Genomic DNA, 22,801 nt, shown 5'->3' with positions numbered 1-22,801 from the left:
GACATGCCGCCATCGAGACCGGTCCCCTTTCCGCCCATCCGCCGCCCCCGGAGTTGACGCCCCTGCCCTGGCCGCCGCCGGGCGCGCTGGCCGCCATGCAGTGCCCGGGCCGCCATGGCGATCTCACCGCCGATGTGGCCGCCCTGCGGCGCTGGGGGGCGAACTGGCTGCTCAGCCTCTGCGAACCGCGCGAGTTCCCCGATGCCGCGGCGCTGGAGGCGCGGCTTGCCCGCGCGCGTATCGGCTGGGTCCGCTTTCCCATCCCGGATTATGGCATCCCCGCCCCGGGGCCGGCCTGGAGGGTGCTGGCGGGCCAGACCCTGGAACGGCTCGATGCCGGGGAAAGGGTGGCGATCCACTGCTGGGGCGGGCGGGGCCGTTCCGGCACCCTGGCCGCCGCGCTGCTGCTGGCCAGGGGGCTGTCGGCGCCCGAGGCCATCGCGCAGGTGCGGCGGGCAAGACCGGGGGCGATCGAGACACCGGAACAGGAAGCCTGGGTGCTGGCCCAGGAGGGCTGGCGGCGGCCGGGGAGCGGCCGTGATGGCTAGGGCCTGCCCGGGTCACATGCCTCCGCCGCGGAAGCCCGATCGCATGTGTCCGGGGAACGGCTCCGCGCCGTCTGGCGGTGGCGCCCCGCGGCGATCCGCCGCGGAGCGGATAACCTTGTCCCCGCGGCCTGCCGGGGCCGTCCGGCCCACGGGGCGCCCCTGGAAAAGGGCGGGGCCGCAAGCCCTATGGACACCCGCCCCCATTCCGGTCCATCACCCGCTCCCTAATCCGACCGACGCCCTCGTTTTCCCGGCTGGGATTTCCCCCGAACCGGGGGTACGGGCGGCGACCCTTGCCCATTCAGGAGCCGTCCATGGCCTCGGCCTTCGAGCGCATCGCCGACATCATCGCCGCCAATTCCGAAGTCCCCCGCGACAAGATCACGCCCGACAGCCATGTGATCGACGATCTGGGCATCGACAGCCTGGACTTCCTCGACATCGTCTTCGCGATCGACAAGGAGTTCGGCATCAAGGTGCCTGTCGAGAAGTGGACGCAGGACGTGAATGCCGGCACCGCCCCGGCCGAGCAGTACTTCGTCATGAAGAACCTCGCCACCCGGGTCGAGGAACTGGTGGCGGCCAAGGGCGCCTGACGCCCAAGCCTCCCGGCACCGCCGGACAGGACGGCCAGAGACGGAGGACGCCGGTGCGCCTGGAATACTTCATGATGGTGGACCGGGTGCGGTCCTTCGATGGCGACGCCATCGCGGTGGAAAGCACCGTGCCGGACGCCTCGCCGGTCTTCGAGGGGCATTTCCCCGGCCATCCGCTGGTGCCGGGCGTGCTGCTGGTGGAAACCATGGCCCAGGCCGCGGGCTGGCTGCTGCTGGCGCGCAACGGCCTCTCGGCCATGCCCTTCCTGTCCTCGGTGAAGGAGGCGAAGTTCCGCTCCTTCGTCGGGCCGGGCGCGCGGCTCGATGTCACCGCCCGGATCGCGCATGACGGCTCCGGCTATGCCGTGACCGCGGCGCGCATCGAGAGCGGCGGCAAGCGCCTCTGCGACGCGGAGATCATGCTGCGCATCATGCCCTTCCCCGCGCCGGATCTGGAGAGGGCGATGCGCGAGCGCGCCGCCGATATCGGGCTGAACGAGATCCTGGCCGCCCAGCCCTCCGCTCAGGGAGCCACCAGCTGATGCGTCAGCGCGACGTCGTCATCACCGGCATCGGCCTCGTCACCTCGCTGGGCGAGGGAAGCGACACGCACTGGGAAGCGCTGCACGCGCCGGACCGCCGCCCGGTGCTGGACGAGACGGGCTTCGCGCCCTGGATGGTGCATCCCCTTCCCGCCCTGGACCTCGACCGGCAGATCCCCAAGCGGGGCGACCAGCGGCAGATGGAGCCCTGGCAGCGCCTCAACACCTATGCCGCCGGCCTCGCGCTGGACGATGCCGGGGCGCGCGACCTGGTGGGCGAGACGCATCTGGTGGTGGCCGCCGGCGGCGGCGAGCGCGACGTGGCGCTGGACGAGCAGATCACCGCGGAACTGGCCCAAAGCTTGGCCCAGAGCAATGACGGGGGCGCCCGGCTGAACGAGATGCTGGCCACCGGCCTGCGGCCGACGCTGTTCCTGGCGCAGCTCTCCAACCTCGTGGCCGGCAACATCTCCATCGTGCACGGCGTCACCGGTTCCTCCCGCACCCTGATGGGGGAGGAGGTGGCCGCGGCCGACGCGCTGCGCATCGCCCGGGCGCGGATCAGCGAAGGGCGCGGCGAGATCGCCCTGGTCGGCGGCGGCTTCGCCGCCTCGCGCTGGGACATGCTGATCCTCTATGCCCGCAGCGGCCTCTGGCAGGGCGGGTTCCGCCCCCTGTCCGAGCGCGAGGGCGGCGGCATGGTGCTGGGCTCCATGGCCGCCTATCTCGTGCTGGAAGCCGCCGACCATGCCCGCGCGCGCGGCGCCAGGGCGCTGGCCCGGCTCGATGCCGTGGCCACGGATTCCGCCCGCCGCTCCACCCCGGGCCAGTCCGCCGCATCGGCCACGGCGCTGCTGCCGCTGGTGGGCGGCCCGGCCCGCGCGGTGATCTCCGGCGCCTCCGGCGCCCCCGCCGCCTGGGCCGAGGAGGAGCGCTTCCTGGCCTCGCTCGGCGAGGGCGGGGAGCGGGTGGTGCCGCGCCGGACCGGCAGCCTGATCGGGCATGGGCTGGAAGGCGCCTTCATGGTGAACACCGCCCTGGCGGCGCTGGCGCTGTCGCGCGACGGCTTCTATCCGCCGATCGACCCGGCGGACCCGGAAACGGCCGAGGCCGCGGCGCCCCGGCGGATCCTCGTCACCGGCTTCGGCCAGTGGCGCGGCGAGGCCCTGGCCAGCCTGTCGAAAGCGAAGGCGTGAGCGGCATGCAGGACCATCTCGGGCGGCCCATGGTCGCCGTCACCGGCATCGGCGCCGTCACCCCGCTGGGCTTCGGCGTGGCGGAAAGCTGGTCCGCGCTGCTGGCCGGCCGTTCGGGCCTGCGCCGGATCACCCGCTTCCCCACCGAGCACCTGCGGACCAGCATCGCCGGCACGGTGGACCTGCCGGAGGAAGCCGGGCACGAGCCCTATTCCACCCCCGTCCGCGTGGAGCGCATCGCCGCGATCGCCGTGCAGGAGGCGCTGGAGATGGCCGCGCTGGGCCAGCCGGGCAGCTTTCCCGGCCCGCTCTTCCTCGGCATGCCGCCGGTGGAGATGGAATGGCCGGAACGCTTCACCCTCGCCCGCGAGGCCGGCCCCGGCTATGCCGCGATGACCCGTGCGGCGATCGGCCACCCGGAGATCCACGAGCGCATCCTCTATGGCGGCATCGGCGAGCGCCTGGCCGAGCGCTTCGGCACGCGCGGCGCCCCGGTGGCCATCACCACCGCCTGTGCCACCGGCGCCTCCTCGATCCAGCTCGGCGTGGAGGCCATCCAGCGCGGCGAGGCCACGGCCTGCATCGCGGTGGGCGCGGATGGCACGGTGCAGCCGGAATCGCTGATCCGCTTCTCGCTGCTCTCGGCCCTGTCCACCCGCAACGAGGAACCGGAGAAGGCCTCCCGCCCCTTCGAGAAGAACCGTGCGGGCTTCGTGATGAGCGAGGGCGCGGCGGCGCTGGTGCTGGAGGACTATGACAGCGCCGTGGCGCGCGGCGCCCGTATCCTCGGCCTCGTTTCCGGTTGCGGCGAGCGGGCCGACAGCTTCCACCGCACCCGCTCCAACCCGGACGGCAACGCGGTGATCGGCGCCATGCGCGTGGCGCTGTCCGATGCCGGGCTGAAGCCTGAGGACATCTCCTACGTCAACGCGCACGGCACCGGCACGCCCGAGAACGACAAGATGGAGAATCTCGGCATGCGCGCCGTCTTCGGCGAGGACGCGCCGCCCATCTCCTCCAACAAGTCGATGATCGGCCATACCCTCTCGGCCGCCGGGGCGCTGGAGGCGGTGTTTTCGCTGCTCACCATCCGCGACGGCCGCCTGCCGCCCACCATCAACCACGACGAGCCCGATCCGAGCATCACCCTGGACGTGGTGCCGAACGTGGCGCGCGACGCCCGGGTGACGCATGTGCTGTCCAACTCCTTCGGTTTCGGCGGGCAGAACACCTGCCTCGTCCTCTCGGCGGAGCCACGCTGATGCGTAACGTGAATCGGAGTGCCCGCTGATGCGCGCCCTGCGCCTGCATGGCGACCGCGACCTGCGGATCGACGACATCGCCCCGCCCCCGCCGCCCGGCCCGGGGGAGGTGCAGATCCGCCCGCTGGCGGTGGCGCTGAACCATATCGACGTCTGGGGCTGGCGCGGCATGGCCTTCGCCAGGCGCAACCTGCCGCTGGTGACGGGCGCCGAAGCGGTGGCCGAGGTGGTCTCCGCCGGCGAGGGCGTGACGGGCTGGCGGGCGGGGGACCGCGTGGCGCCCTATGGCGCGCTCACCTGCGGCCATTGCCGGGCCTGCCGCGAGGGGCGCGACAACCTCTGCGAGAATGTCGGCGGCGTGATGGGCTTCCATCTCGACGGCTTCGCACAGGAACTGGTGAACATCCCCGCGCGGCTGCTGATCCGCGTGCCGGAGAATGTCGCCACGAACGACGCCGCCTGCGCCACCATCACCTTCTCCACCGTCGAGCACATGCTCTTCGACAATGCGAGGCTGGAGCCGGGCGAGACGATCCTGATCCAGGCCGCGGGCTCGGGCATCGGCACGGTGGCGATCAAGGAGGCCAAGGCCATCGGCTGCACCGTCATCGCCACGGCGGGTGACGACGAGAAATGCGCGAAGGCGAAGGCGCTCGGCGCCGACCATGTGGTGAACTACAACACCCAGAACTTCCCCACCGTCGCCCGGCGCGTCACGGGCAAGCGGGGCGTGGACGTGGTGTTCGAGCATGTCGGTGCCTCCACCTGGGCGGGCTCGCTGCTGTCGCTGCGGATGGGCGGGCGGCTGGTCACCTGCGGCTCGACCTCCGGCGTCTCGGCCGAGACCAACCTGATGATGATCTTCCAGCGCCAGCTCCGGATCTTCGGCTCCTTCGGTGCCTCGATGCGCAACGTGGCCGATGGCCTCGCCAAGATGGCGGGCGGCATGACCCCGGTGCTGGACACGGTGATCCCGCTGGAGCGCTTCACCGAGGGGCTGGACCGGCTGGAAAGCCGCCGGGTCTTCGGCAAGATCGTGGTGACGCTGTAAAGCCGAGACCGTGACCCCGGAACTCCGCTACCGCTGGCGCAAGGCCCAGCTCCGCGCCCTGCAATGGCGCGACCAGGCACTGGCCCTGCTGGTGCGCGGCGCGTTCGCGGCCATGCGCGCCATGGGGCCGGACCGCGGCCCGCGCTTCGGCGCCGCCGTGGCCCGGAAGCTCGGCCCGCTCTTCAAGCAGCATCGCATCGCGCTGGAGAACATCCGCGCCTCCTTCCCGGAGCGGGACGAGGCTTGGCACCAGCAGGTGGCGCTGGAGGCCTGGGACAATCTCGGCCGCACCGCCTGCGAATACGTGCATCTGGGCGCGATCTGGGACCTGACCGAGGAGCGCCGGCCGGGCGGCCGCGTCGAGATCGACGACGCGACCTATACGCGCTTCCAGCAGGTGCGCGAGAGCGGCGGGCCCGTGGTGGTCTTCGCCTCGCATCTCGCGAACTGGGAACTGCCGGCCGTGGCGGCGCGCAAGCACGGGCTGGACACCGCTGTGCTCTACCGGACGCCGAACAACAAGGCGATCGCCCGGCTGATCATCGGCATGCGGCGCGACCTGATGGGCGAGATGGTCCCGGCCGGCATCACCGCCCCGACGAAGCTGGCCAAGGTGCTGCAGGCCGGCGGCATCGTCGCCATGCTGGTGGACCAGCGCTTCAGCCGCGGGCCGCAGATCGAGTTCCTCGGGCGCCCGACCCCGGCCAATCCCCTGCTCGCCAACCTGGCCCGGCGCTTCGACTGCCCGGTGCGGGGCGTGCGCGCCATCCGCCTTCCCGGCGGACGCTTCCGCGTGGAGGTGACGGAGCCGCTGGACCTGCCGCGCGATGCGGAGGGCCGGATCGACGTCGATGGCGCCACGCAGGCGATGAACGACGTCATCGCCGGCTGGGTGCGCGAGCATCCGGGGCAGTGGCTCTGGATGCACCGCCGCTGGCGCTGACCGGCGCTTCGGCCCGCTGATCGCCCCGCCGAACCGCGGGCTTCCGGCGCCGTCTTCACGGAATCTTCGTGACCGGTGCGCTATCCCATCGCCGCGACCGAAGCGGGACGACGATGGACGAGCTGCTCGCCGATTTCCTGACGGAAACCAATGAAGGGCTGGTGGCCCTCGACGACGCGCTGCTGCGGCTGGAGCGAACGCCGGAGGACCGCCAGACCCTTTCCGAGATCTTCCGCCTGGTGCACACGATCAAGGGCACCTGCGGCTTCCTCGGCCTGCCGAGGCTGGAGCGCGTCACCCATGCGGCGGAGAACCTGCTGGGCCGCTACCGCGACGGGCAGCTCCCCGTCACCTCGCCCGGCGTCACGCTGATCCTTTCGGCGCTGGACCGCGTGAAGCTCATCGTCGCCGATATCGCCGGCACCGGGGCGGAGCTGGAAGGCGACGATACCGCGCTGTTGCACGCGCTGGACGAAGCCTATGCGGGACGGCTGGCCGAGGCCCCCGAAGCCGTCGCACCTACCACGCTCCCCGCGCCCGTGCAGCCGCCGCCCGAGCCTGCGGGTCCCACCAGGGCTGCCGCCCCGCCGGCCGAGGCCCCGGAGGCCGCGCCCGTGGCGCAGCAACAGACCATCCGCGTCTCGGTGGAGGTGCTGGAGGAGCTGATGGTGCTGGTGAGCGAGCTGGTGCTGACCCGCAACCAGCTTTTGCAGAGCGTGCGCGGGCGCGATGACGCCACCCTTTCGGTGCCCCTGCAACGCCTGTCCCACATCACCTCCGACCTGCAGGAAGGGGTGATGAAGACGCGCATGCAGCCGATCGGCAATGCCTGGCAGAAGCTGCCCCGGCTGGTGCGCGACCTGTCGCACGAGCTCGGCAAGCGCATCGAGCTGGAGATGCGCGGCGCCGAGACGGAGCTCGACCGCCAGGTGCTGGAGATGATCCGCGATCCGCTGACGCACATGGTGCGCAACAGCGCCGATCACGGGCTGGAGGATGCCGGGCAGCGCCGCGCCGCCGGCAAGCCGGAGACCGGCCGCATCCTGCTCAATGCCTATCACGAGGGCGGGCACATCATCATGGAGGTGGGCGACGACGGGCGCGGCCTGGCGCTGGAGCGCATCCGTGCCAAGGCGCTGTCGCAGGGCCTGGCGACGGAGGCCGAGCTCGCCGCCATGGGCGAGCGCGATGTGCAGCGGCTGATCTTCCATCCCGGGTTCTCCACCGCCGCCGCCGTCACCGCCGTGTCCGGCCGCGGCGTCGGCATGGATGTGGTGAAGACCAACATCGAGCGCATCGGCGGCACGGTCGAGGTACATTCGAGGGAGGGCAAGGGCAGCACCTTCGTGGTGAAGATCCCGCTGACGCTCGCCATCGTCTCCACGCTGGTGGTCCAGGCGGGGAGCGAGCGCTTCGCCATCCCGCAGATCGGCGTGCTGGAGCTGGTGCGCGTGGGTGGCAGCGGCGCCCGGATCGAGCGCATCAAGGATGCCGCCGTGCTGCGGCTGCGCGACCGGCTGCTGCCGCTGGTCTCCCTGTCCGGCCTGCTGCGGCTGGATGGCGGCGCGGGCGAGGAAGGCGGCTTCGTCGTGGTGACACAGGTCGGCAGCGACCTCTTCGGCATCGTCGTGGACCGGATCTTCGATGCCGAGGAGATCGTGGTGAAGCCCGTGGCGCCGATCCTGCGGCACCTCACCGTGTTCAGCGGCAACACCATCCTGGGCGACGGCACCGTCATCATGATCGCCGATCCCGCCGGCATCGCGCGCGCCGCCGGCATCGGCAGCGACCGTGGGCTGGAAGCGGAGCGCAAGCCCGTCGCGGCGCGGACCGCCAGCGCGGCCTCGGCCCTGCTGCTCTTCACCGCGGGCGACGCCACGCCCAAGACGGTGCCGCTGGCCCTGGTGTCGCGGCTGGAGGACATCCCGGTGGAGCGCATCGAGGTGTCGGGCGGCCGCTGGATGACCCAGTACCGCGGCCGGCTGATGCCGCTCGTGCCGCTCTCGCCGGGATGGAGTCCGGGCCCGGCCGGGACGCGCCAGGCGGTGCTGGTCTTCACCGAGCGCGACCGCGCCATGGGGCTGATGGTGGACAGCATCCTGGATGTCGTCGAGGACAGCCTGCGGATCGAGCAGGCCTCGACCTGCCTCGGCTATCTCGGCACGGCGGTCATCGCCGGCCGCGCCACGGAGGTGCTGGACTGCGCCTGGTGGCTGGAGCAGGGCGGGGAAGGCTGGTTCGAGGCCGCCGCCGTCCGGACGCGCCTCCTGCTGGTCGAGGACAGCGCCTTCTTCCGGGGCGTCGTGGCGCCCATGCTGTCCGCCGCCGGCTACCAGGTCACGGCGGTGGCGAACGGGGCGGAGGCACTGCGGCTGCGGGAGGCGGAGGAGGGCTTCGACGCCATCGTCTCCGACATCGAGATGCCGGAGCTGGGCGGCATCGAGCTGGCCCGCACGCTGCGCCAGGGTGGCGCCTGGGCCAGCCTGCCGATGATCGCGCTCAGCTCGCGCACCACGCCTGAGGCGATCCGCCAGGCGCGCGAGGCGGGCTTCACCGACTATGTCGGCAAGCTCGACCGGGAGGGCCTGCTCGCCTCCCTGCGGCAGTGCCTCGGCACCCCGACACAATGGCCCGCCATGGCGACGGAATGAGGAGACGGCCATGAGCATGACCGAGGCGGATCGTCCGCGCGCTTTCCGGGAAATGCCTTCCGGGGAAACCGAGGTCTTCCTGACGCTGACCGTGGGCGGGCAGCTCTGCTGCGTGCCTGTCCAGCGCGTGCGGGATGTCCTCCTGCCGCAGGCCACCACGCCGATCCCGCTGGCGCCGCCCGAAATCGCCGGCAGCCTGAACCTGCGCGGGCGCATCGTCACGGCGATGGACCTGCGGCGGCGGCTGCGCCTGCCGCCCCGCCCCGCCGGAGCGCCCGGCCCCATGGCCGTGGTCGTGGAACAGGGCAGCGAGCTCTACGCGCTGCTGGTGGATGGCGTCGGCGATGTCGTGCCGCTGGCCCTGGGGGAAGCGGCGCCCAATCCGCCCACGCTGGAGCCGGTCTGGCGGGAGATCTCGCGGGGCGTCTTCCGCGGCATGGCGGGCGAGGAGGGGCAACTCCTGATCCTGCTGGATGTCGATCGCCTTCTCGCGATCGGATGAGGAGGCGGGACATGCCCGATTGCCTGGTGGTGGATGACAGCCGCGTGGTGCGCCGCGTCGCCCGCGGGATGCTGGAGCGTCTCGGCTTCACGGTGCGCGAGGCCGAGGACGGGGCCGCCGCCCTGCGCGCCTGCCGGGAGGCACGGCCCGACCTGATCCTGCTCGACCGCAACATGCCTGTGATGGACGGCCTCGAATGCCTGCACGCGCTGCGGCAGGACTTCGGCGAGGCCTGCCCGCCGGTGATGTTCTGCACCACGGAGGCCGCCCTGCCCCGGATCATGGAGGCGCTGGAAGCCGGGGCGCGGGAATACATCATGAAGCCCTTCGACGAGGCGATCCTGGCCGACAAGCTGGCGGTGATGGGCTTCGCCCCGGGCGGCGGAGCGGCATGACCCCTGCGCCCGTGCGGGTCATGCTCTGCGATGACAGCCTGACCGTCCGCGCTGCCTTCGGCCGCATCCTGGAGGCGGACCCCGGCCTGCGCATCGTCGCCCGGGCGGGCGACGGGCGCGCTGCCCTTGCTGCCTTCGCTGCCCTGCCAGCCGCCGAAAAGCCGGAGGTGGTGCTGCTCGACCTGGAGATGCCCGTGATGGACGGCATGACCGCCCTGCCCCATCTCCTGCGCTGCGAACCGCGGCCGAGCGTCATCGTCGCGTCCTCGCTGACGCAGCGCGGCGCCGCGATGGCCATGGCGGCGCTGCGGGCCGGTGCCGTGGACTACATGCCCAAGCCCATGGCCGCCGCTGGCGGCGTCGCCGGCCAGGCCTTCGGCGCGGAGCTGGTGGAGAAGGTCAAGGGCTGGGCCCGCATGCGCCGGAACATGCCCCGGCCCTCTGCCGCACCGGCCCCGCCGCCGCGACGCACCCGGCAGGAGGCGCAGGTGCTGGCGATCGGCAGCTCCACCGGCGGGCCGCAGGCCCTGGCGGCGCTGCTGCGCGGCCTGGGCACCGCGCCGCCGGTGCCCGTCCTGGCCGTGCAGCACATGCCGGCGGGCTTTCCCTCGATGCTGGCGGACCACCTGACCCGCCTGGGGGTCATGCCGGTACGGGAGGCCGGGGATGGGGAGGTCCTGCATCCGGGGCGGCTCTATCTCGCGCCCGGCGATCGCCACCTGCTGGCGGTGCGCGAGGGCGGGGTGCTCGTCTCCCGGCTGAGCGACGCACCGCCCGAGAATTTCTGCCGCCCGGCGGTGGACCCGATGCTGCGCAGTCTGGTCGCCACCTGCGGCGGCCGAGTCCTGGCGGTGATCCTGACCGGCATGGGCTCCGATGGCCTGGCCGGCAGCCGGGCGGTGGCGGCGGCGGGTGGCACCGTGCTGGCACAGGACGAGGCCTCCTCGGTGGTCTGGGGCATGCCCGGTGCCGTGGCCAGGGCCGGGCTCGCGGAAGCGGTGCTGCCGCCGGAGGGGCTGGCGGAACGGCTGCGGCAGCAGCGCTGGGCACCAGCACGACGCGCCCCGGTGGGGGTGGAGGCATGACCGCCACCGCATTGTCGGCCATCTCCGCACTGGTGCAGGCGCGTTCCGGAATCGTGCTGGGGGAGGACAAGGGCTACATGCTGGAAACCCGGCTGGCCCCCCTGCTCCGCCGCCACGGGCTGCGCGACCTGCAACTCCTGGCCAGCCGCCTGCAGGCCCCCGGTGCCCAGGTGCTGGCGCGCGAGGTCACGGAGGCGCTGACCACCAACGAGTCCTCGTTCTTCCGCGACGTCAAGCCCTTCGACCATCTGCGCCGCATCCTGCCTGAACTGGCCGCCGCGCGGCCGCCGGGGCAGAAGCTGCGCATCTGGTCCGCCGCCTGCTCCACGGGGCAGGAAGCCTATTCGATCGCCATGATCCTGGACGAGTTGCGGGGCCGGCTGGGCGGGCGGGATTGCGAGATCCTCGGCACCGACCTGAGCCGTGAGGTGGTGGCCCGCGCGCAGGAAGGCAGCTTCAGCCAGTTCGAGGTGCAGCGCGGCCTGCCGATCCAGATGCTGGTGAAGCATTTCCGCCAGGAGGGCTCGCGCTGGCGTGCCTCGCCCGAACTGCGCGCCCGCGTGCGCTTCGCGGAAGGCAATCTGCTGGAGGATCTGCGGGGCCTGGGCCGCTTCGACGTGATCTTCTGCCGGAACGTGCTGATCTATTTCGACACGCCGACCAAGCGGCGCGTGCTGGAGGCGCTGTCCGGGCGTCTGGCGCCGGATGGCCTGCTCTATCTGGGTGGAGCCGAGACGGTGCTCGGCGTGACCGACGGCCTGGTGCCCCTGCCCGGCGAACGCGGGCCGCACCGGCTGCGCGGCGCCGCTACCGTGCCGTCACGGTAGGGCGGCGCCATCGCGCGACAAAAACAGCCCCCTTGCCTGATCCGCCCCCTTCAGGCGGCGACGAGGGGGATCTTAGGGGTTTCCTCGGTCTTCTGCGCCTTCGCGGCCCGGATGTTTCCCACCGGTTCCCGCAGCACATAGCCGCGGCCCCAGACCGTGCCGATCAGGTCGGAGCAGCCCGCCTGGGCCAGCTTCTTGCGCAGCTTGCAGATGAAGACGTCGATGATCTTCACCTCCGGTTCATCCATGCCGCCATAGAGGTGGTTGAGGAAGGCTTCCTTCGTCAGCACCGCACCCTTGCGCAGCGTCAGGAGTTCCAGCGTTGCATATTCCTTGCTGGTCAGGTGGACAGGCCGGCCGTTGACCGTCACCTCGCGGGAGGCGAGGTCGAGCGTCATGTCGCCCACCGTCAGGCTGGGCTGAGCGAAGCCCTTGGCGCGGCGCACGATCGCCTGGATGCGTGCGATGAGCTCCTGCTGGTCAAAGGGCTTCACGATGAAGTCGTCGGCCCCCATGCCGAAGCCCTTCACCTTCGCCTGCGGCCGCGAGAGGCCCGAGAGGATCAGCACCGGCGTCTCGATGCGCGCCGCCCGCAGCCGGCGAACGACCTCGTAGCCCTCCATGTCCGGCAGCATCAGGTCCTGGATGACGATGTCGTAGTCGTAGAGGCGGGCCAGCTCCAGCGCTTCCTCGCCCGTATCGGCCGTGTCCACGATCATCGAAGCGGATTTCAGCATCAAGGAGATGCCGCGGGCGGTCGTGAGATCATCCTCAACCAGAAGAACTCGCATCTTTTTTGCTCCACACCTTATGCGTGCATTTGGCCTCATAATTCGGAAACTGAAAAGGGTCATTTTAGAGATTGAGCGAGTGAAGACATGAGACGGAAATCATAAAAGATATGGACAGCCTTGGCTCCCTGACGCCTCGCCTGCTGGCGCTTTCGAATTTATTCATCCAAAAACAACCTATTGCCAGATATGGATCTGTGGAATCGGTGCTCGGACAGGGCTTGACGCTGTCTGGCTTCCACCCCGCACCCGCTCTCGGCGCCCAACTCCAATTTGTCTGTAATTATGAGAATATTATCAGATTAGAGGTTGTTGGAGCGAATAATGGAATCGTCCAGGCAGCGCTGGACCGCAGGCCGGACGGTGTGGCCGTCGGAGACACGGTCCGGCTTGCCGGAGAGACTGGAATCGCCCCTTCGGACGGCTGGCTGGGGCGGGTGGTCGATGCCTATGGGCGTTCCATGGATGGCGCGGCGACTCCGCCGCCGGGGTCCCGGCGGCGCCGTCTCCATGCCTCCCCTCCCCCGGCCGGGCTGCGCGCGCGCCTGGGAGAGCGGATCGACCTGGGCGTCCGGGCGCTCGATCTTTTCGCCACCTGCCGGCGTGGTCAGCGCCTGGGCCTTTTCGCGGCCTCGGGCGTCGGCAAGTCCACGCTGATGTCGATGCTGGCCAGGGGCGCCGACTGCGACGTGGCCGTGATCTGCCTGGTGGGGGAGCGGGGGCGCGAGTTGCGGGAGTTCCTGGAGGACGATCTCGGGCCGGAGGGCCGGGCGCGCAGCGTGGTGGTCTGCGCCACCTCCGATGCCTCGCCGCTGGAACGACGCGACGCGGCCCTGGCCGCGATGAGCGTCGCCGAGCATTTCCGCGACGAGGGGCGGCGCGTGCTGCTGCTGATGGACAGTGTCACCCGCTTCGCCATGGCACTGCGGGAGATCGGGCTCGCGGCCGGCGAGCCGCCCGCCACGAAGGGCTATCCCCCTTCCGTCTTCGCGGAACTGCCGCGCCTGCTCGAACGCGCCGGCATGGCGGCGGAGGGCGCGGGCGGCGGCAGCATCACGGGCCTCTTCACCGTGCTGGTGGAGGGTGACGACCATGACGAGCCGGTGGCCGATGCCGTGCGCGGCATCCTCGATGGCCATGTCGTGCTCGACCGCGCCATCGGGGAGGCGGGGCGCTATCCGGCGGTGGACGTGCTGCGCTCGCTGTCGCGCACCTCACCGGGCTGCCTGAGGCCCGAGGAAAGGCCCCTGCTGGTGCGGGCGCGGAAGATCCTGTCGCTGCAACGGGACATGGCGGACCTCGTGCGTCTGGGGGCCTATCGCGCCGGCAGCGACCCGGCGGTGGACGAGGCCATCCGCCTGGCACCGGGGATCGAGGCCGTGCTGGCCCAGGGCCGGGAGGAGCGCGGCACGGTGGAGGATGCCTTCCACCGCCTGGCGCAGGCCCTGGAGGGCGCATGAGCCGGCCGGGCGGGCGCGATCCCCTGGCCGTGCTGCGGCGGCTGCGGGCGACCGAGATGGAGCAGGCGAAGCGCGTCTTCGGCGACCGCCTGTCGCGGCTCGCCACGGCGGAGCGATCCGCCCAGGCGGCGGAGGAGGCCTTGCGGCGTGAGGCGGCGCTGGCCGCCGAGCCGCGCGACCACACCGCCTGGCTTCCCCTCGGGCTGCGGCAGCGGGACGACGCGATGCAGGCCGCCCGGCGGGCGGAGGCGGCGGCGGAGCAGGCGCGGGCGGCGCTGGCCGCTGCCCGCGCCTCGGAACGGGCGGTGGAACGGTTGCAGGAGCGGTGGGAGGACGAGGCCGAACGCCACGCCGCGAAGGCGGAGCGGCAGGCGCTCGACGCGGCGGGGCTGCGCGGCAGGACGCGCTGAAACGGTCCGCCGCGTGGCCCGCTCCCTCTGCCGTCAGAGCGGCAGCAGGCTCAGTCCCTCGATCCCGTCGTTCCCGGACGGCACCATGTCCAGCCGGCATTCCGCCGTTTCCGCCAGCGTCACCAGCAGCGGCGCGAGCACCTCGCGCGGGCCGCTCACCGCCTCTCCGGCCAGCGCCAGGGCCAGGCCGGGCGGCCAGTGGGCGTTGCGCCCCTCCGGCAGCACCAGGAGGGCGCCGGCACCGCCGGAAAGGCGCACCGTGCCGCCGCGCGGCAGGGCCTCGCCGCCCAGCATGGCGGCGGCCAGGGCCGCGCGGGCCATGGTCGCGGGCAGTTCCCCGTCCTCCATGCTGGACAGGTCGGCGGAAACGCGACCGCCGCCGAAGCCGCCGGCCAGCAGCGTGGCGAGACCCTCCCGGTCCAGCGGGCCGGCGCCGGCGCCGGCGAGCGCCCGCCAGAGCCGCAGCCGGCCCTCCAGCACCTCGGCGCTTTCGCGGGCCACCAGCGCGGCCTCGTCCACCGGCCCGATCAGGTCGAGCGCACCGGACACGCTGCCCAGGGGGCCGCCCAGGTCGTGGCAGAGGCGGGCGCAGAGATCCTGGGTCAGGGAAAGGTCGAATCGCATCCGGTGTCGGTTCCGTGGGAAAGCATGCTCTCTGGCGGATCGGGGGTTGCCGCAAGATGAATGCCTGCCCTTCCTTCCGCCGCCGTGACGGCCTCGCCCTCCCGGCCCCCTCATGGACACCGGGTGCGGGCCGGTGCCATCCTGCCGGCATGTCCGTCGGCAACAGCGACCTGATCGAGCCTGGAATGCGCGTGCGCCATCCGTCGCGCCCGGACTGGGGCATCGGGCAGGTGCAGTCCGTGACCGGAGAGCGTGTGACGGTCAATTTCGAACATGCGGGCAAGCTGCTGATCAATACGGTGCATGTGACACTGGAAATCGTGCCGGATCGCTGAGGGCGAGGCGGAGGCAGGGCTGCGCCGTGCCGGCGGGGCCTTGCGGTGACCGCCGCGTCCCGCCACATCGGAGTGCCAGCCGCCGTCGTTTCGCCGGGCCCATCCACAGATGCCAAGGCCATCGTGTCCGACCTGACCCTGCCCTTCCCCGCCGACACCGCCCTCGCCGGGGTGGCGCCCTTGCCGATGGAAGACCCGTTCGGACGGCGCATCAGCTACCTGCGTGTCTCGGTCACGGATCGCTGCGACCTGCGCTGCGTTTATTGCATGGCGGAGGACATGACCTTTCTGCCGAAGGCGGAGGTCCTCGGGCTGGAGGAGCTGGAGCGGCTCTGTGGCGCCTTCATCGACCTGGGGGTGGAACGCATCCGGCTGACCGGCGGCGAACCCCTGGTCCGGCGCAACGTGATCACCCTGTTCCGCGCCCTGGGCGCCCGGCTGCATGGCGGCGGGCTGCGGGAGCTGACGGTCACCACCAACGGCACGCAGCTCACGAAGCTGGCGGACGATCTCTACGCTGCCGGGGTACGGCGGGTGAACGTCTCGCTCGACACGCTGGACCCCGACAGATTCCGCGCGGTCACGCGCTGGGGAAAGCTGGACCAGACGCTGGACGGGATCTTCGCCGCCAAGGCCGCCGGCCTCGCCGTGAAGATCAATGCCGTGGCGCTGAAGGACGTGAACGAGGCCGAGTTCGACCGGATGGTCGAATGGTGCGGCGAGCATGGCTTCGACCTCACCCTGATCGAGACCATGCCGCTGGGCGAGATCAGCGGCGACCGCACGGACCAGTACCTGCCGCTCTCGCTGGTGCGGTCCCGGCTGCGGCGGAACTGGACGCTGGAGGAGAGCGACCACCGCACGGGCGGCCCGGCCCGCTACTACCGCGTGGCGGAGACCGGCGGCCGCCTCGGCTTCATCACGCCGATGACCCACAATTTCTGCGAGAGATGCAACCGCGTCCGCCTTACCTGCACGGGCACGCTTTACATGTGCCTGGGGCAGGAGGATGCGGCGGACCTGCGCCACCCGCTGCGCGACCCGGCGCTCGGAGAGGCCGGTTTGCAGGATGCGATCCGCGACGCCATCGCCCGCAAGCCGAAGGGACATGACTTCGTGATTGACCGGAGGCAGGCTCGTCCTGCACTGCATCGTCACATGTCCGTCACCGGGGGCTGAACGTGCCGTCCGAACTGATCCATTCCCTTGCGATACCGGGGCTGCCCGAATGGTCGGGCCTCGTGGTGGCCCTGCTGCTGCTCATGGCGGCGATCGCCTTCCTGCTGATGCCCTTCAGCGTCTTCGGCGTGAAGGGCCGCCTGGAATCGCTGGAAGCGCAGCTTGACGAGATCCAGGACGATATCCGCGCCCTGGCCATGCGCCTGCCGGAACTGCCCTCCGCGCGCCGCCTCACGCCCGAGGAAGGCTGGGAAAGCCCGCCCTCGATGCGGGCCACCGCACAGCGTGACATCCGGCCGATCCGCACCACGCCGCCCGTGCCGCCGCCGCCGGAAGTGCCGGGCGCCCACGGCTACCGGCAGGAGCCGCGGCTGCGCTGAGGGCGCGGCCGGACCCGCGCCGGCCTCCCGGCGCCAGGGCGTTCGCGCCCCGCCCGCCCGCATCGCGCAGGCCCCGGATTCTCGTCCGGGGCGCGGATTCACGCTTCCGGGCGATGCCGTTCCGGAGCGATCTGCTCTAGGTTGCGCCCCATGCCGCCCAAGCGTGCCCCAGAGACCTCCCACGCCGCACCGGACCTGTTCGGCGGGACGCCGGAACCCGGCGCCGGCCCCGCATCCGGACCGGACGCCACCGGGAACGCCCCCGCCTCCGCTCCCTTGGCCGACCGCTTGCGTCCGCGCCGCCTCGCGGAGGTGGTGGGGCAGGACCACCTGCTCGGCCCGCAGGGCAGCCTGCGCCGGATGCTCGACCGCAACGCCCTGGCCTCGCTGATCCTCTGGGGGCCGCCCGGGGTGGGCAAGACCACCATCGCGCGCCTGCTGGCCGACGAGGCCGGGCTCCGCTTCGCGCCGCTCTCGGCGGTCTTCTCCGGCGTCGCCGATCTCAAGCGGGCCTTCGACGAGGCCCGCGCCCGGCGCCAGAACGGCCAGGGCACACTGCTCTTCGTGGACGAGATCCACCGCTTCAACCGGGCGCAGCAGGACGGCTTCCTGCCGGTGGTGGAGAACGGCACGGTGGTGCTGGTCGGTGCCACCACGGAGAACCCGTCCTTCGCGCTGAACGGCGCCCTGCTCTCGCGCTGCCAGGTGCTGGTGCTGCGGCGGCTGGACGATGCGGCGCTGGACCTGCTGCTGGACCGCGCCGCGGAGGAGGCCGGGCGCCCCCTGCCGCTGGACGAGGCGGCGCGGGCCGCGCTGCGCGCCATGGCCGATGGCGACGGGCGCTACCTGCTGAACATGGCGGAACAGCTTCTCGCCCTGCCGGAAGACACGGCGCCGCTGGATGCGCGGGGGCTGTCGGAGCTGCTGGCGAAGCGCGCCGCGCTGTACGACAAGGACCGGGAGGAGCATTTCAACCTCATCTCCGCCCTGCACAAGTCGCTGCGGGGCTCGGACCCGGATGCCGCGCTCTACTGGTTCGCCCGCATGGTCCGGGGCGGGGAGGACCCGCGCTACATCGCCCGCCGCCTGTTGCGCTTCGCCTCCGAGGATATCGGCGCCGCCGATCCCGCCTCGCTGCACCTCGCCCTGGCGGCCTGGCAGGCCTATGAGCGGCTCGGCTCGCCGGAGGGGGAACTGGCGCTGGCGCAGCTCGTGCTGCATCTGGGCGCGGCGCCCAAGTCCAACGCCGCCTATGTCGCCTGGAAGGAAGCCCAGGCCGCGGCGGCGGAGACGGGCAGCCTGATGCCGCCCGCCCATATCCTGAACGCGCCCACGAAGCTGATGAAGCAGCTCGGCTACGGCCATGGCTATGCCTATGACCACGACCAGGAGGACGCCTTCTCCGGCCAGGACTACTTCCCCGAGGGGATGGCGCGCCGCCGCTTCTACCGCCCCACCGACCGGGGCGCGGAGGCCCGGGTGGCGGCGCGGCTGGAGCAGTGGGAGGAGCTGCGGGCGGCGCGGCGCGGCGAAGGAGAGCCCGAGGGCTGACCGCGCCGCCGCCCTTCAGCCTGGCCGCCGCATGTCGAAGCGGTTCTCCGGCGCGATCGCGGCATAGGCGCTCGGCCCCCCGGCGCGCAGGATCACGCCGGCGCCGAAGGTGTCGAAGATGCCGTCCTTCAGCAGGCTGCGGCGGATATGCACCGCGATCACCTCGCCCAGCACCAGCCAGGCCTGGGCAGGGTTGCCGCGATATCCCTTGAGCTGGACGATCTCGGAGACCTTGCATTCGAACTGCACCGGGCTGGCCGCCACGCGCGGCGGCGCGACGAGGCGGGAGGGCGCCTTCTCCAGCCCGGCCAGGGCGAACTCGTCGGTGCCGTAGGGCACCGGGGCGCAGCTCGCATTCATCGCCTCGGCCAGCTCCCGCGTCGCGAGGTTCCAGACGAATTCCCCCGTCTCCCGCGCGTTGCGCAGGCTGTCCTTCGCCCCGGTGGAGGAGAAGCCGATGATCGGCGGCGTGTAGCAGAAGGCGTTGAAGAAGCTGTAGGGCGCGAGGTTGATGCTGCCGTCCTGGCCCTGGGTGGAGACCCAGCCGATGGGGCGCGGCCCGACGATCGCGTTGAACGGGTCATGCGGCAGGCCATGGCCCTTGGCCGGCTCGTAGAAGTGGATGTCGTCCTGCTGGGTCATGCTGGGCCTTGCTCCGGTGGCGTGCTGGGGGCCGAACCTGCCCCGGTTCGGCCCTTGTGGCGAGGCAGGCCCGCTTCCCGGCATCCCTCCGCGTCACGGCGGGATGTGCCCGGCCCCGGGCGATGCTAAACCCGCCCGGTCATGACCGTTTCCACCCGCTCCGTCGCACCGGACGAGGCCGACCTGCGCCTCGACCGCTGGTTCCGCCGGCATTATCCCGCCCTGACCCAGGGCGCCCTGCAGAAGATGCTGCGCACCGGGCAGATCCGCGTCGACGGCAAGCGGGCCGAGACCGGCACGCGCCTCGCGCCCGGGCAGGAGATCCGCATCCCGCCCATGCCCAGCGCCCCGGCGCCGAAGCCGGTCCGCGAGGTCTCGGAACGCGACGCGGCGATGCTGGAGCGCATGGTGATCTACCGCGACGACAGCGTGATCGCCCTCGACAAGCCGCACGGGCTGGCGGTCCAGGGCGGGCCGGGCATCACCCGCAACCTCGATGCCATGCTGGACGCGTTGCGCTTCGGCGCGGAGGAGCGGCCGCGCCTCGTCCACCGGCTGGACCGCGACACCTCCGGCGTGCTGCTGCTGGCCCGCACCGCCGCCGCCGCCGCGAAGCTGGCCGCCGCCTTCCGGGGGCGCGACGCGGAGAAGACCTACTGGGCCGTGGTCGCCGGGGTGCCCACGCCGCGCGAAGGGCGGATCAACATGCCGCTCGCCAAGCTGGCCGGTGCCCGGGGCGAGCGCACCGCCCCGGCCGAGGACGGGGACGGCACCCGCGCGATCACGGACTTCCGCACCGTGGACGCGGCGCGCGGCCATGCGGCCTGGCTGGAGATGAACCCGCTTACCGGCCGCACGCACCAGCTCCGCGTGCATGCCGCCTCGGCGCTGAAATGCCCGATCGTGGGCGACGGCAAGTATGGCGGATCGGCGGCGCATCTGGAGGACCTGTCCGGCCAGTTGCACCTGCATGCCCGCGCCATCGCCGTGCCGCATCCCGAGGGCGGACGGCTGGAGGTCACGGCGCCGCTGCCGCCGCACATGAACGAGACCTTCGTCTTCCTCGGCTTCGACCGCCCGAAGACCCCCCGTCCCCGCTGGATACGAGGATAATGGCCCCGCCCGAGGCGCCGATGGATGGCGGGCTGCCCCCGCGCGATCCCTCGGGCCCCGAACCGGCCGCGCCGCGGCGCCGCCGCCGCCGGGGGTGGTGGATCGCCGGAGGGGTGGTCCTGGTGCTGCCCCTGCTGAGCTATGCCACCCTTTCGGTGCTGCTGGATGGCGAGAACCTGCGCCAGCGGGTGGAAGGCGCGGTCACCGCCGCCACGGGCCGCAGGTTCACCCTGTCCGGGCCGGTGGGGCTGAAGCTGGCGCTGGTGCCGACCGTGGTGCTGGAAGGCCCGCGCTTCGCCAATGCCCCGGGCGGCACGCAACCGGAGATGTTCACCGCCCGCCGCGTGGAGGCGGAGGTGGCGCTGCTGCCGCTTCTGTCGCAGCGGCTGGAGATCCGGCACCTGACGGTGGTGGCGCCGGAACTGCTGCTGGAGACGGATGCCGCAGGGCAGCCCAACTGGCGCTTCCACCCGGCCGCCGCCCCGGCGCAGACCCCCGATTCCCACGCCGCCCCGGCACAGGGCGGCGCGCCCCGGGGCAGCCGCCCAGCCCAGGGCTATGCGGTGGAGCTGCGTCAGGTGGAGCTGCGCGACGGCAGCGCGGTTTGGCATGACATGCGGTCCGGCCGCACGGAGCGGCTGGCCCTGCCCAGGCTGACCCTGCACACCGAGGGGGACGGCACCCTCCGCATGGCGGGCGATGTCGGCTTCCGGGGCCTCCCCCTGTCGCTGGATGCCCGCGGCGGCACCCTCTCCGGCCTGCTTTCCGCGCAACCGGGAATCCGGTCGGGGCAGGCATCCGCGTCCCCGGCGACGGAGCGCCCGGCCCAGGACTGGCCCATCGATGCCTCCCTGTCCGGCGAAGGGATACAGGCGCAGCTTTCAGGCACCTTTTCCGGAAACACCTGGTCCGGCCGGCTGAGGGTCTCCGCCGACAACAGCGCGCGCCTGGCGATACTGGTGCCGGCACTGGCGCTGCCGCCGGCCGAGGACCTTGCCCTCGACATGGACCTCGCTCCCGAAGGGCCGAGGGCGATCCGCCTCGCCGCCGGGAAGGTGGACCTGCCCCGCCGCGAGAGCGGGCCGGACATCTCGCTCGGCCCCATCACGGTCACCGCGCCGGATCTCGACGCCCCGTTGTCCGCCACCGGCGAGGCCCAGATCGGCGACCTGCCGCTGAGCTGGAAGGCCGACCTGCCGCCGCCCCGGGCGGCGCAGTCGGGCCGGGGCCCCTGGCCGATGCAGGTCTCGGTGACCGGCGAGGATCTCGCCCTTTCCCTCGGCGGCACGCTGGCGGGGCCCGGGCTCGAAGGTGCGGCTCTGGACCTTTCCCTGAGGACGCAGGACCTGCGCGCCCTCGGGCAGCGGGCGCGCCTCCCCCTGCCCGGCCTGCGAGGCCTGGAGGCCAGCACGCATCTGGCGGGCGAGGCGGAAGGATGGATCGGGCTGCGGAACCTCGCCCTGCGCTCGGAACAGGCCGAGGCAACGGGCGATCTGCGGTTGCGGCCCGGCAGCGTGCCGGCGCTGGACGGGCGGATCGACATCGCGCGGCTCGATCTGGACGCCATCCCGCCAGCCCTGCCGCCCGCCCCGGCCGCGAAGGCGGATGCGCAAGGATCAGGCCAAGGGGCAAGCCAGGACGCCGGCGGCACCCCGCCCGCGGCCCCCGCCGCGCCCGCGCCGCCCGTCCTGCCCGCCGGGGGCCGCAAGGTCATCCCCGACCTGCCGGTGCCGCTGGACCGCCTCGCCGCCCTGGAGGCCGATCTCCGCCTCCGGATCGGGCTGTTGCGTGCCGCCCGGCTGGACTGGCGGGACGGCGAGGCCGTGGTGGCCCTGCATGGCGGGCGGCTGCTGGCCGATCCGCTGGCCATCGACGGCCCCGGTGGCCGGATCGCCCTGCGCGTGGCGGCGGAGGGCGCGACCAGCCCACCCAGCCTGGATGTGTCGGCCCGGGCGCCCTCGCTCGACCTCGCGGCGCTGATTCCGGCCCTGGGCCTGCCCGGCGGCGTCAGCGGCATGCTCGACGCGGAAACCGCACTGTCCGCCAGGGGCACGACGCTGCGCGAGATGGCGGCCGGGCTGAACGGCTCGCTCGGTCTCGCCCTGGCCGATGGACGGGTGGATATCAGCCTGCTGGACGCGGTGGCGGGCGACCTGCGCCGCCTGCTGCTGCCCAACGCCCCGCGCAACGGCAGCGAGGCGGTGCGCTGTCTCGCCCTGCGCCTCCAGGCGCGGGACGGCGTGGCCGCTGCCCAGGCGATGCTGCTGGAAACCGATATCGCCAGCGTGCTCGGCTCCGGCTCGGTGGATCTGCGGCAGGAAAGGCTGGACCTGCGGCTGCTGCCCCGTGCCCGCCTCGGCGGCATCGGCCTGGCCATCCCGGTGGTGGTGGACGGCGCCCTGGCGCAGCCACGCCTGCGCGCCGACCCGCAGGGCGCGGCCAGTGCCGGTGCCGCGATCCTGAACGAGCTCTCGAATCGCCGGAGCGATCCCGGCGGCGCGGTCGGACAGGCCCTGGGACAGATCCTCGGCGAAGGCGACAGCGAGGCGGGCTGCGCCGCGCAGCTCCGGATCGCCCGGGGCGGGCGCGAGGGGCCGGTGCCGGCCCCGGCCGCGCCGGAGAACCGGCAGGGCGGCGTCGGCGACCTGCTGCGCGGTCTGCTGCGGCGCTGAGGCGGCCGGGCCGGACGACGCCGCGGGTGCATTTGCCCCGGCGCCG

At 72.4% G+C, this 22,801-nt stretch carries 23 protein-coding genes; 20 read left to right on the top strand and 3 right to left on the bottom strand.

Annotated elements, in window-relative coordinates; all coding sequences use genetic code 11:
• The first annotated feature begins 53 nt into the window (after positions 1–53).
• The 12 genes from RGI145_RS05800 (at position 54) to RGI145_RS05745 (ending at position 11,598) form a co-directional block, all read left to right on the top strand.
• Positions 54–548, top strand: coding sequence for a phosphatase domain-containing protein (locus tag RGI145_RS05800; RefSeq protein ID WP_083670461.1), 495 nt, complete (start codon positions 54–56; stop codon positions 546–548).
• Between the two features lie 314 nt (positions 549–862).
• Positions 863–1,144, top strand: a complete 282-nt coding sequence (locus RGI145_RS05795; protein ID WP_027279903.1) for an acyl carrier protein — start codon at positions 863–865, stop codon at positions 1,142–1,144.
• 53 nt (positions 1,145–1,197) lie between these two features.
• Entirely contained in the window at positions 1,198–1,686 is a 489-nt protein-coding gene (locus RGI145_RS05790) for a 3-hydroxyacyl-ACP dehydratase FabZ family protein (RefSeq protein WP_075797616.1), read from the top strand.
• Positions 1,686–2,882 (top strand): beta-ketoacyl-ACP synthase, encoded by a 1,197-nt coding sequence (locus RGI145_RS05785; protein WP_075797615.1) that lies wholly within the window; start codon positions 1,686–1,688, stop codon positions 2,880–2,882. The genes RGI145_RS05790 and RGI145_RS05785 overlap by 1 nt, the downstream gene beginning before the upstream one ends.
• A 5-nt stretch (positions 2,883–2,887) precedes the next feature.
• The gene (locus RGI145_RS05780) at positions 2,888–4,144 is read left to right on the top strand and encodes a beta-ketoacyl-ACP synthase (RefSeq protein WP_208863973.1); all 1,257 of its coding nucleotides are present in this window, start codon (positions 2,888–2,890) and stop codon (positions 4,142–4,144) included.
• A gap of 28 nt (positions 4,145–4,172) precedes the next feature.
• The gene (locus RGI145_RS05775) at positions 4,173–5,195 is read left to right on the top strand and encodes a zinc-binding dehydrogenase (protein WP_075797614.1); all 1,023 of its coding nucleotides are present in this window, start codon (positions 4,173–4,175) and stop codon (positions 5,193–5,195) included.
• Between the two features lie 10 nt (positions 5,196–5,205).
• On the top strand, positions 5,206–6,138 hold the full coding sequence (locus tag RGI145_RS05770) for a lipid A biosynthesis lauroyl acyltransferase (RefSeq protein WP_075797613.1): 933 nt from the start codon (positions 5,206–5,208) through the stop codon (positions 6,136–6,138).
• 113 nt (positions 6,139–6,251) lie between these two features.
• A complete protein-coding gene (locus RGI145_RS05765; RefSeq protein ID WP_075797612.1) occupies positions 6,252–8,789 on the top strand; it encodes a hybrid sensor histidine kinase/response regulator in 2,538 nt (845 codons plus the stop codon).
• A 10-nt stretch (positions 8,790–8,799) separates the two neighbouring features.
• The gene (locus tag RGI145_RS05760; RefSeq protein WP_075797611.1) at positions 8,800–9,291 is read left to right on the top strand and encodes a chemotaxis protein CheW; all 492 of its coding nucleotides are present in this window, start codon (positions 8,800–8,802) and stop codon (positions 9,289–9,291) included.
• Between the two features lie 11 nt (positions 9,292–9,302).
• Complete coding sequence (locus RGI145_RS05755; protein WP_075797610.1) at positions 9,303–9,686, top strand: response regulator; 384 nt, start codon at positions 9,303–9,305, stop codon at positions 9,684–9,686.
• Positions 9,683–10,771, top strand: coding sequence for a chemotaxis-specific protein-glutamate methyltransferase CheB (cheB, locus tag RGI145_RS05750; RefSeq protein WP_237183215.1), 1,089 nt, complete (start codon positions 9,683–9,685; stop codon positions 10,769–10,771). The genes RGI145_RS05755 and cheB overlap by 4 nt, the downstream gene beginning before the upstream one ends.
• Positions 10,768–11,598, top strand: a complete 831-nt coding sequence (locus RGI145_RS05745; RefSeq protein WP_075797608.1) for a CheR family methyltransferase — start codon at positions 10,768–10,770, stop codon at positions 11,596–11,598. Before cheB ends, RGI145_RS05745 begins: the two co-directional genes overlap by 4 nt.
• Before the next feature lie 50 nt (positions 11,599–11,648).
• Here RGI145_RS05745 and ctrA read toward each other — a convergent pair whose 3' ends face one another.
• Positions 11,649–12,389, bottom strand: coding sequence for a response regulator transcription factor CtrA (gene ctrA / locus RGI145_RS05740; protein WP_075797607.1), 741 nt, complete (start codon positions 12,387–12,389; stop codon positions 11,649–11,651).
• 110 nt (positions 12,390–12,499) lie between these two features.
• Here ctrA and RGI145_RS05735 point away from each other — a divergent pair, with 110 nt between their 5' ends.
• Entirely contained in the window at positions 12,500–13,849 is a 1,350-nt protein-coding gene (locus tag RGI145_RS05735) for a FliI/YscN family ATPase (protein ID WP_075797606.1), read from the top strand.
• Entirely contained in the window at positions 13,846–14,259 is a 414-nt protein-coding gene (locus tag RGI145_RS05730; protein WP_075797605.1) for a hypothetical protein, read from the top strand. The genes RGI145_RS05735 and RGI145_RS05730 overlap by 4 nt, the downstream gene beginning before the upstream one ends.
• Before the next feature lie 33 nt (positions 14,260–14,292).
• On the opposite strand, the gene RGI145_RS05725 is transcribed toward RGI145_RS05730, so the two are convergent.
• Positions 14,293–14,883: a histidine phosphotransferase family protein gene (locus RGI145_RS05725; protein WP_075797604.1), complete on the bottom strand. Its 591-nt coding sequence runs from the start codon at positions 14,881–14,883 to the stop codon at positions 14,293–14,295.
• Positions 14,884–15,032: 149 nt separating this feature from the next.
• Here RGI145_RS05725 and RGI145_RS05720 point away from each other — a divergent pair, with 149 nt between their 5' ends.
• The 4 genes from RGI145_RS05720 to RGI145_RS05705 all read left to right on the top strand — a co-directional run bounded on the left by RGI145_RS05720 (position 15,033) and on the right by RGI145_RS05705 (position 18,328).
• Entirely contained in the window at positions 15,033–15,218 is a 186-nt protein-coding gene (locus RGI145_RS05720) for a DUF3553 domain-containing protein (RefSeq protein WP_075797603.1), read from the top strand.
• 186 nt (positions 15,219–15,404) lie between these two features.
• Positions 15,405–16,397, top strand: coding sequence for a GTP 3',8-cyclase MoaA (gene moaA / locus RGI145_RS05715; RefSeq protein WP_075799867.1), 993 nt, complete (start codon positions 15,405–15,407; stop codon positions 16,395–16,397).
• A gap of 2 nt (positions 16,398–16,399) precedes the next feature.
• Positions 16,400–16,777, top strand: a complete 378-nt coding sequence (locus RGI145_RS05710; protein WP_075797602.1) for a hypothetical protein — start codon at positions 16,400–16,402, stop codon at positions 16,775–16,777.
• 150 nt (positions 16,778–16,927) lie between these two features.
• Positions 16,928–18,328, top strand: coding sequence for a replication-associated recombination protein A (locus tag RGI145_RS05705; RefSeq protein ID WP_075797601.1), 1,401 nt, complete (start codon positions 16,928–16,930; stop codon positions 18,326–18,328).
• A gap of 15 nt (positions 18,329–18,343) precedes the next feature.
• Here RGI145_RS05705 and RGI145_RS05700 read toward each other — a convergent pair whose 3' ends face one another.
• Positions 18,344–18,970, bottom strand: coding sequence for a flavin reductase family protein (locus tag RGI145_RS05700; RefSeq protein WP_075797600.1), 627 nt, complete (start codon positions 18,968–18,970; stop codon positions 18,344–18,346).
• Positions 18,971–19,111: 141 nt separating this feature from the next.
• Here RGI145_RS05700 and RGI145_RS05695 point away from each other — a divergent pair, with 141 nt between their 5' ends.
• Both RGI145_RS05695 and RGI145_RS05690 read left to right on the top strand, forming a co-directional pair.
• Complete coding sequence (locus RGI145_RS05695) at positions 19,112–20,083, top strand: RluA family pseudouridine synthase (protein WP_075797599.1); 972 nt, start codon at positions 19,112–19,114, stop codon at positions 20,081–20,083.
• Positions 20,083–22,755, top strand: a complete 2,673-nt coding sequence (locus tag RGI145_RS05690) for an AsmA family protein (RefSeq protein ID WP_075797598.1) — start codon at positions 20,083–20,085, stop codon at positions 22,753–22,755. Before RGI145_RS05695 ends, RGI145_RS05690 begins: the two co-directional genes overlap by 1 nt.
• Positions 22,756–22,801 lie beyond the last annotated feature (46 nt).

The sequence above is a fragment of the Roseomonas gilardii genome, assembly GCF_001941945.1.
In the GTDB taxonomy this organism is placed as follows: Bacteria; Pseudomonadota; Alphaproteobacteria; order Acetobacterales; family Acetobacteraceae; genus Roseomonas.
This window is presented reverse-complemented; position numbering and strand designations above follow the sequence as displayed.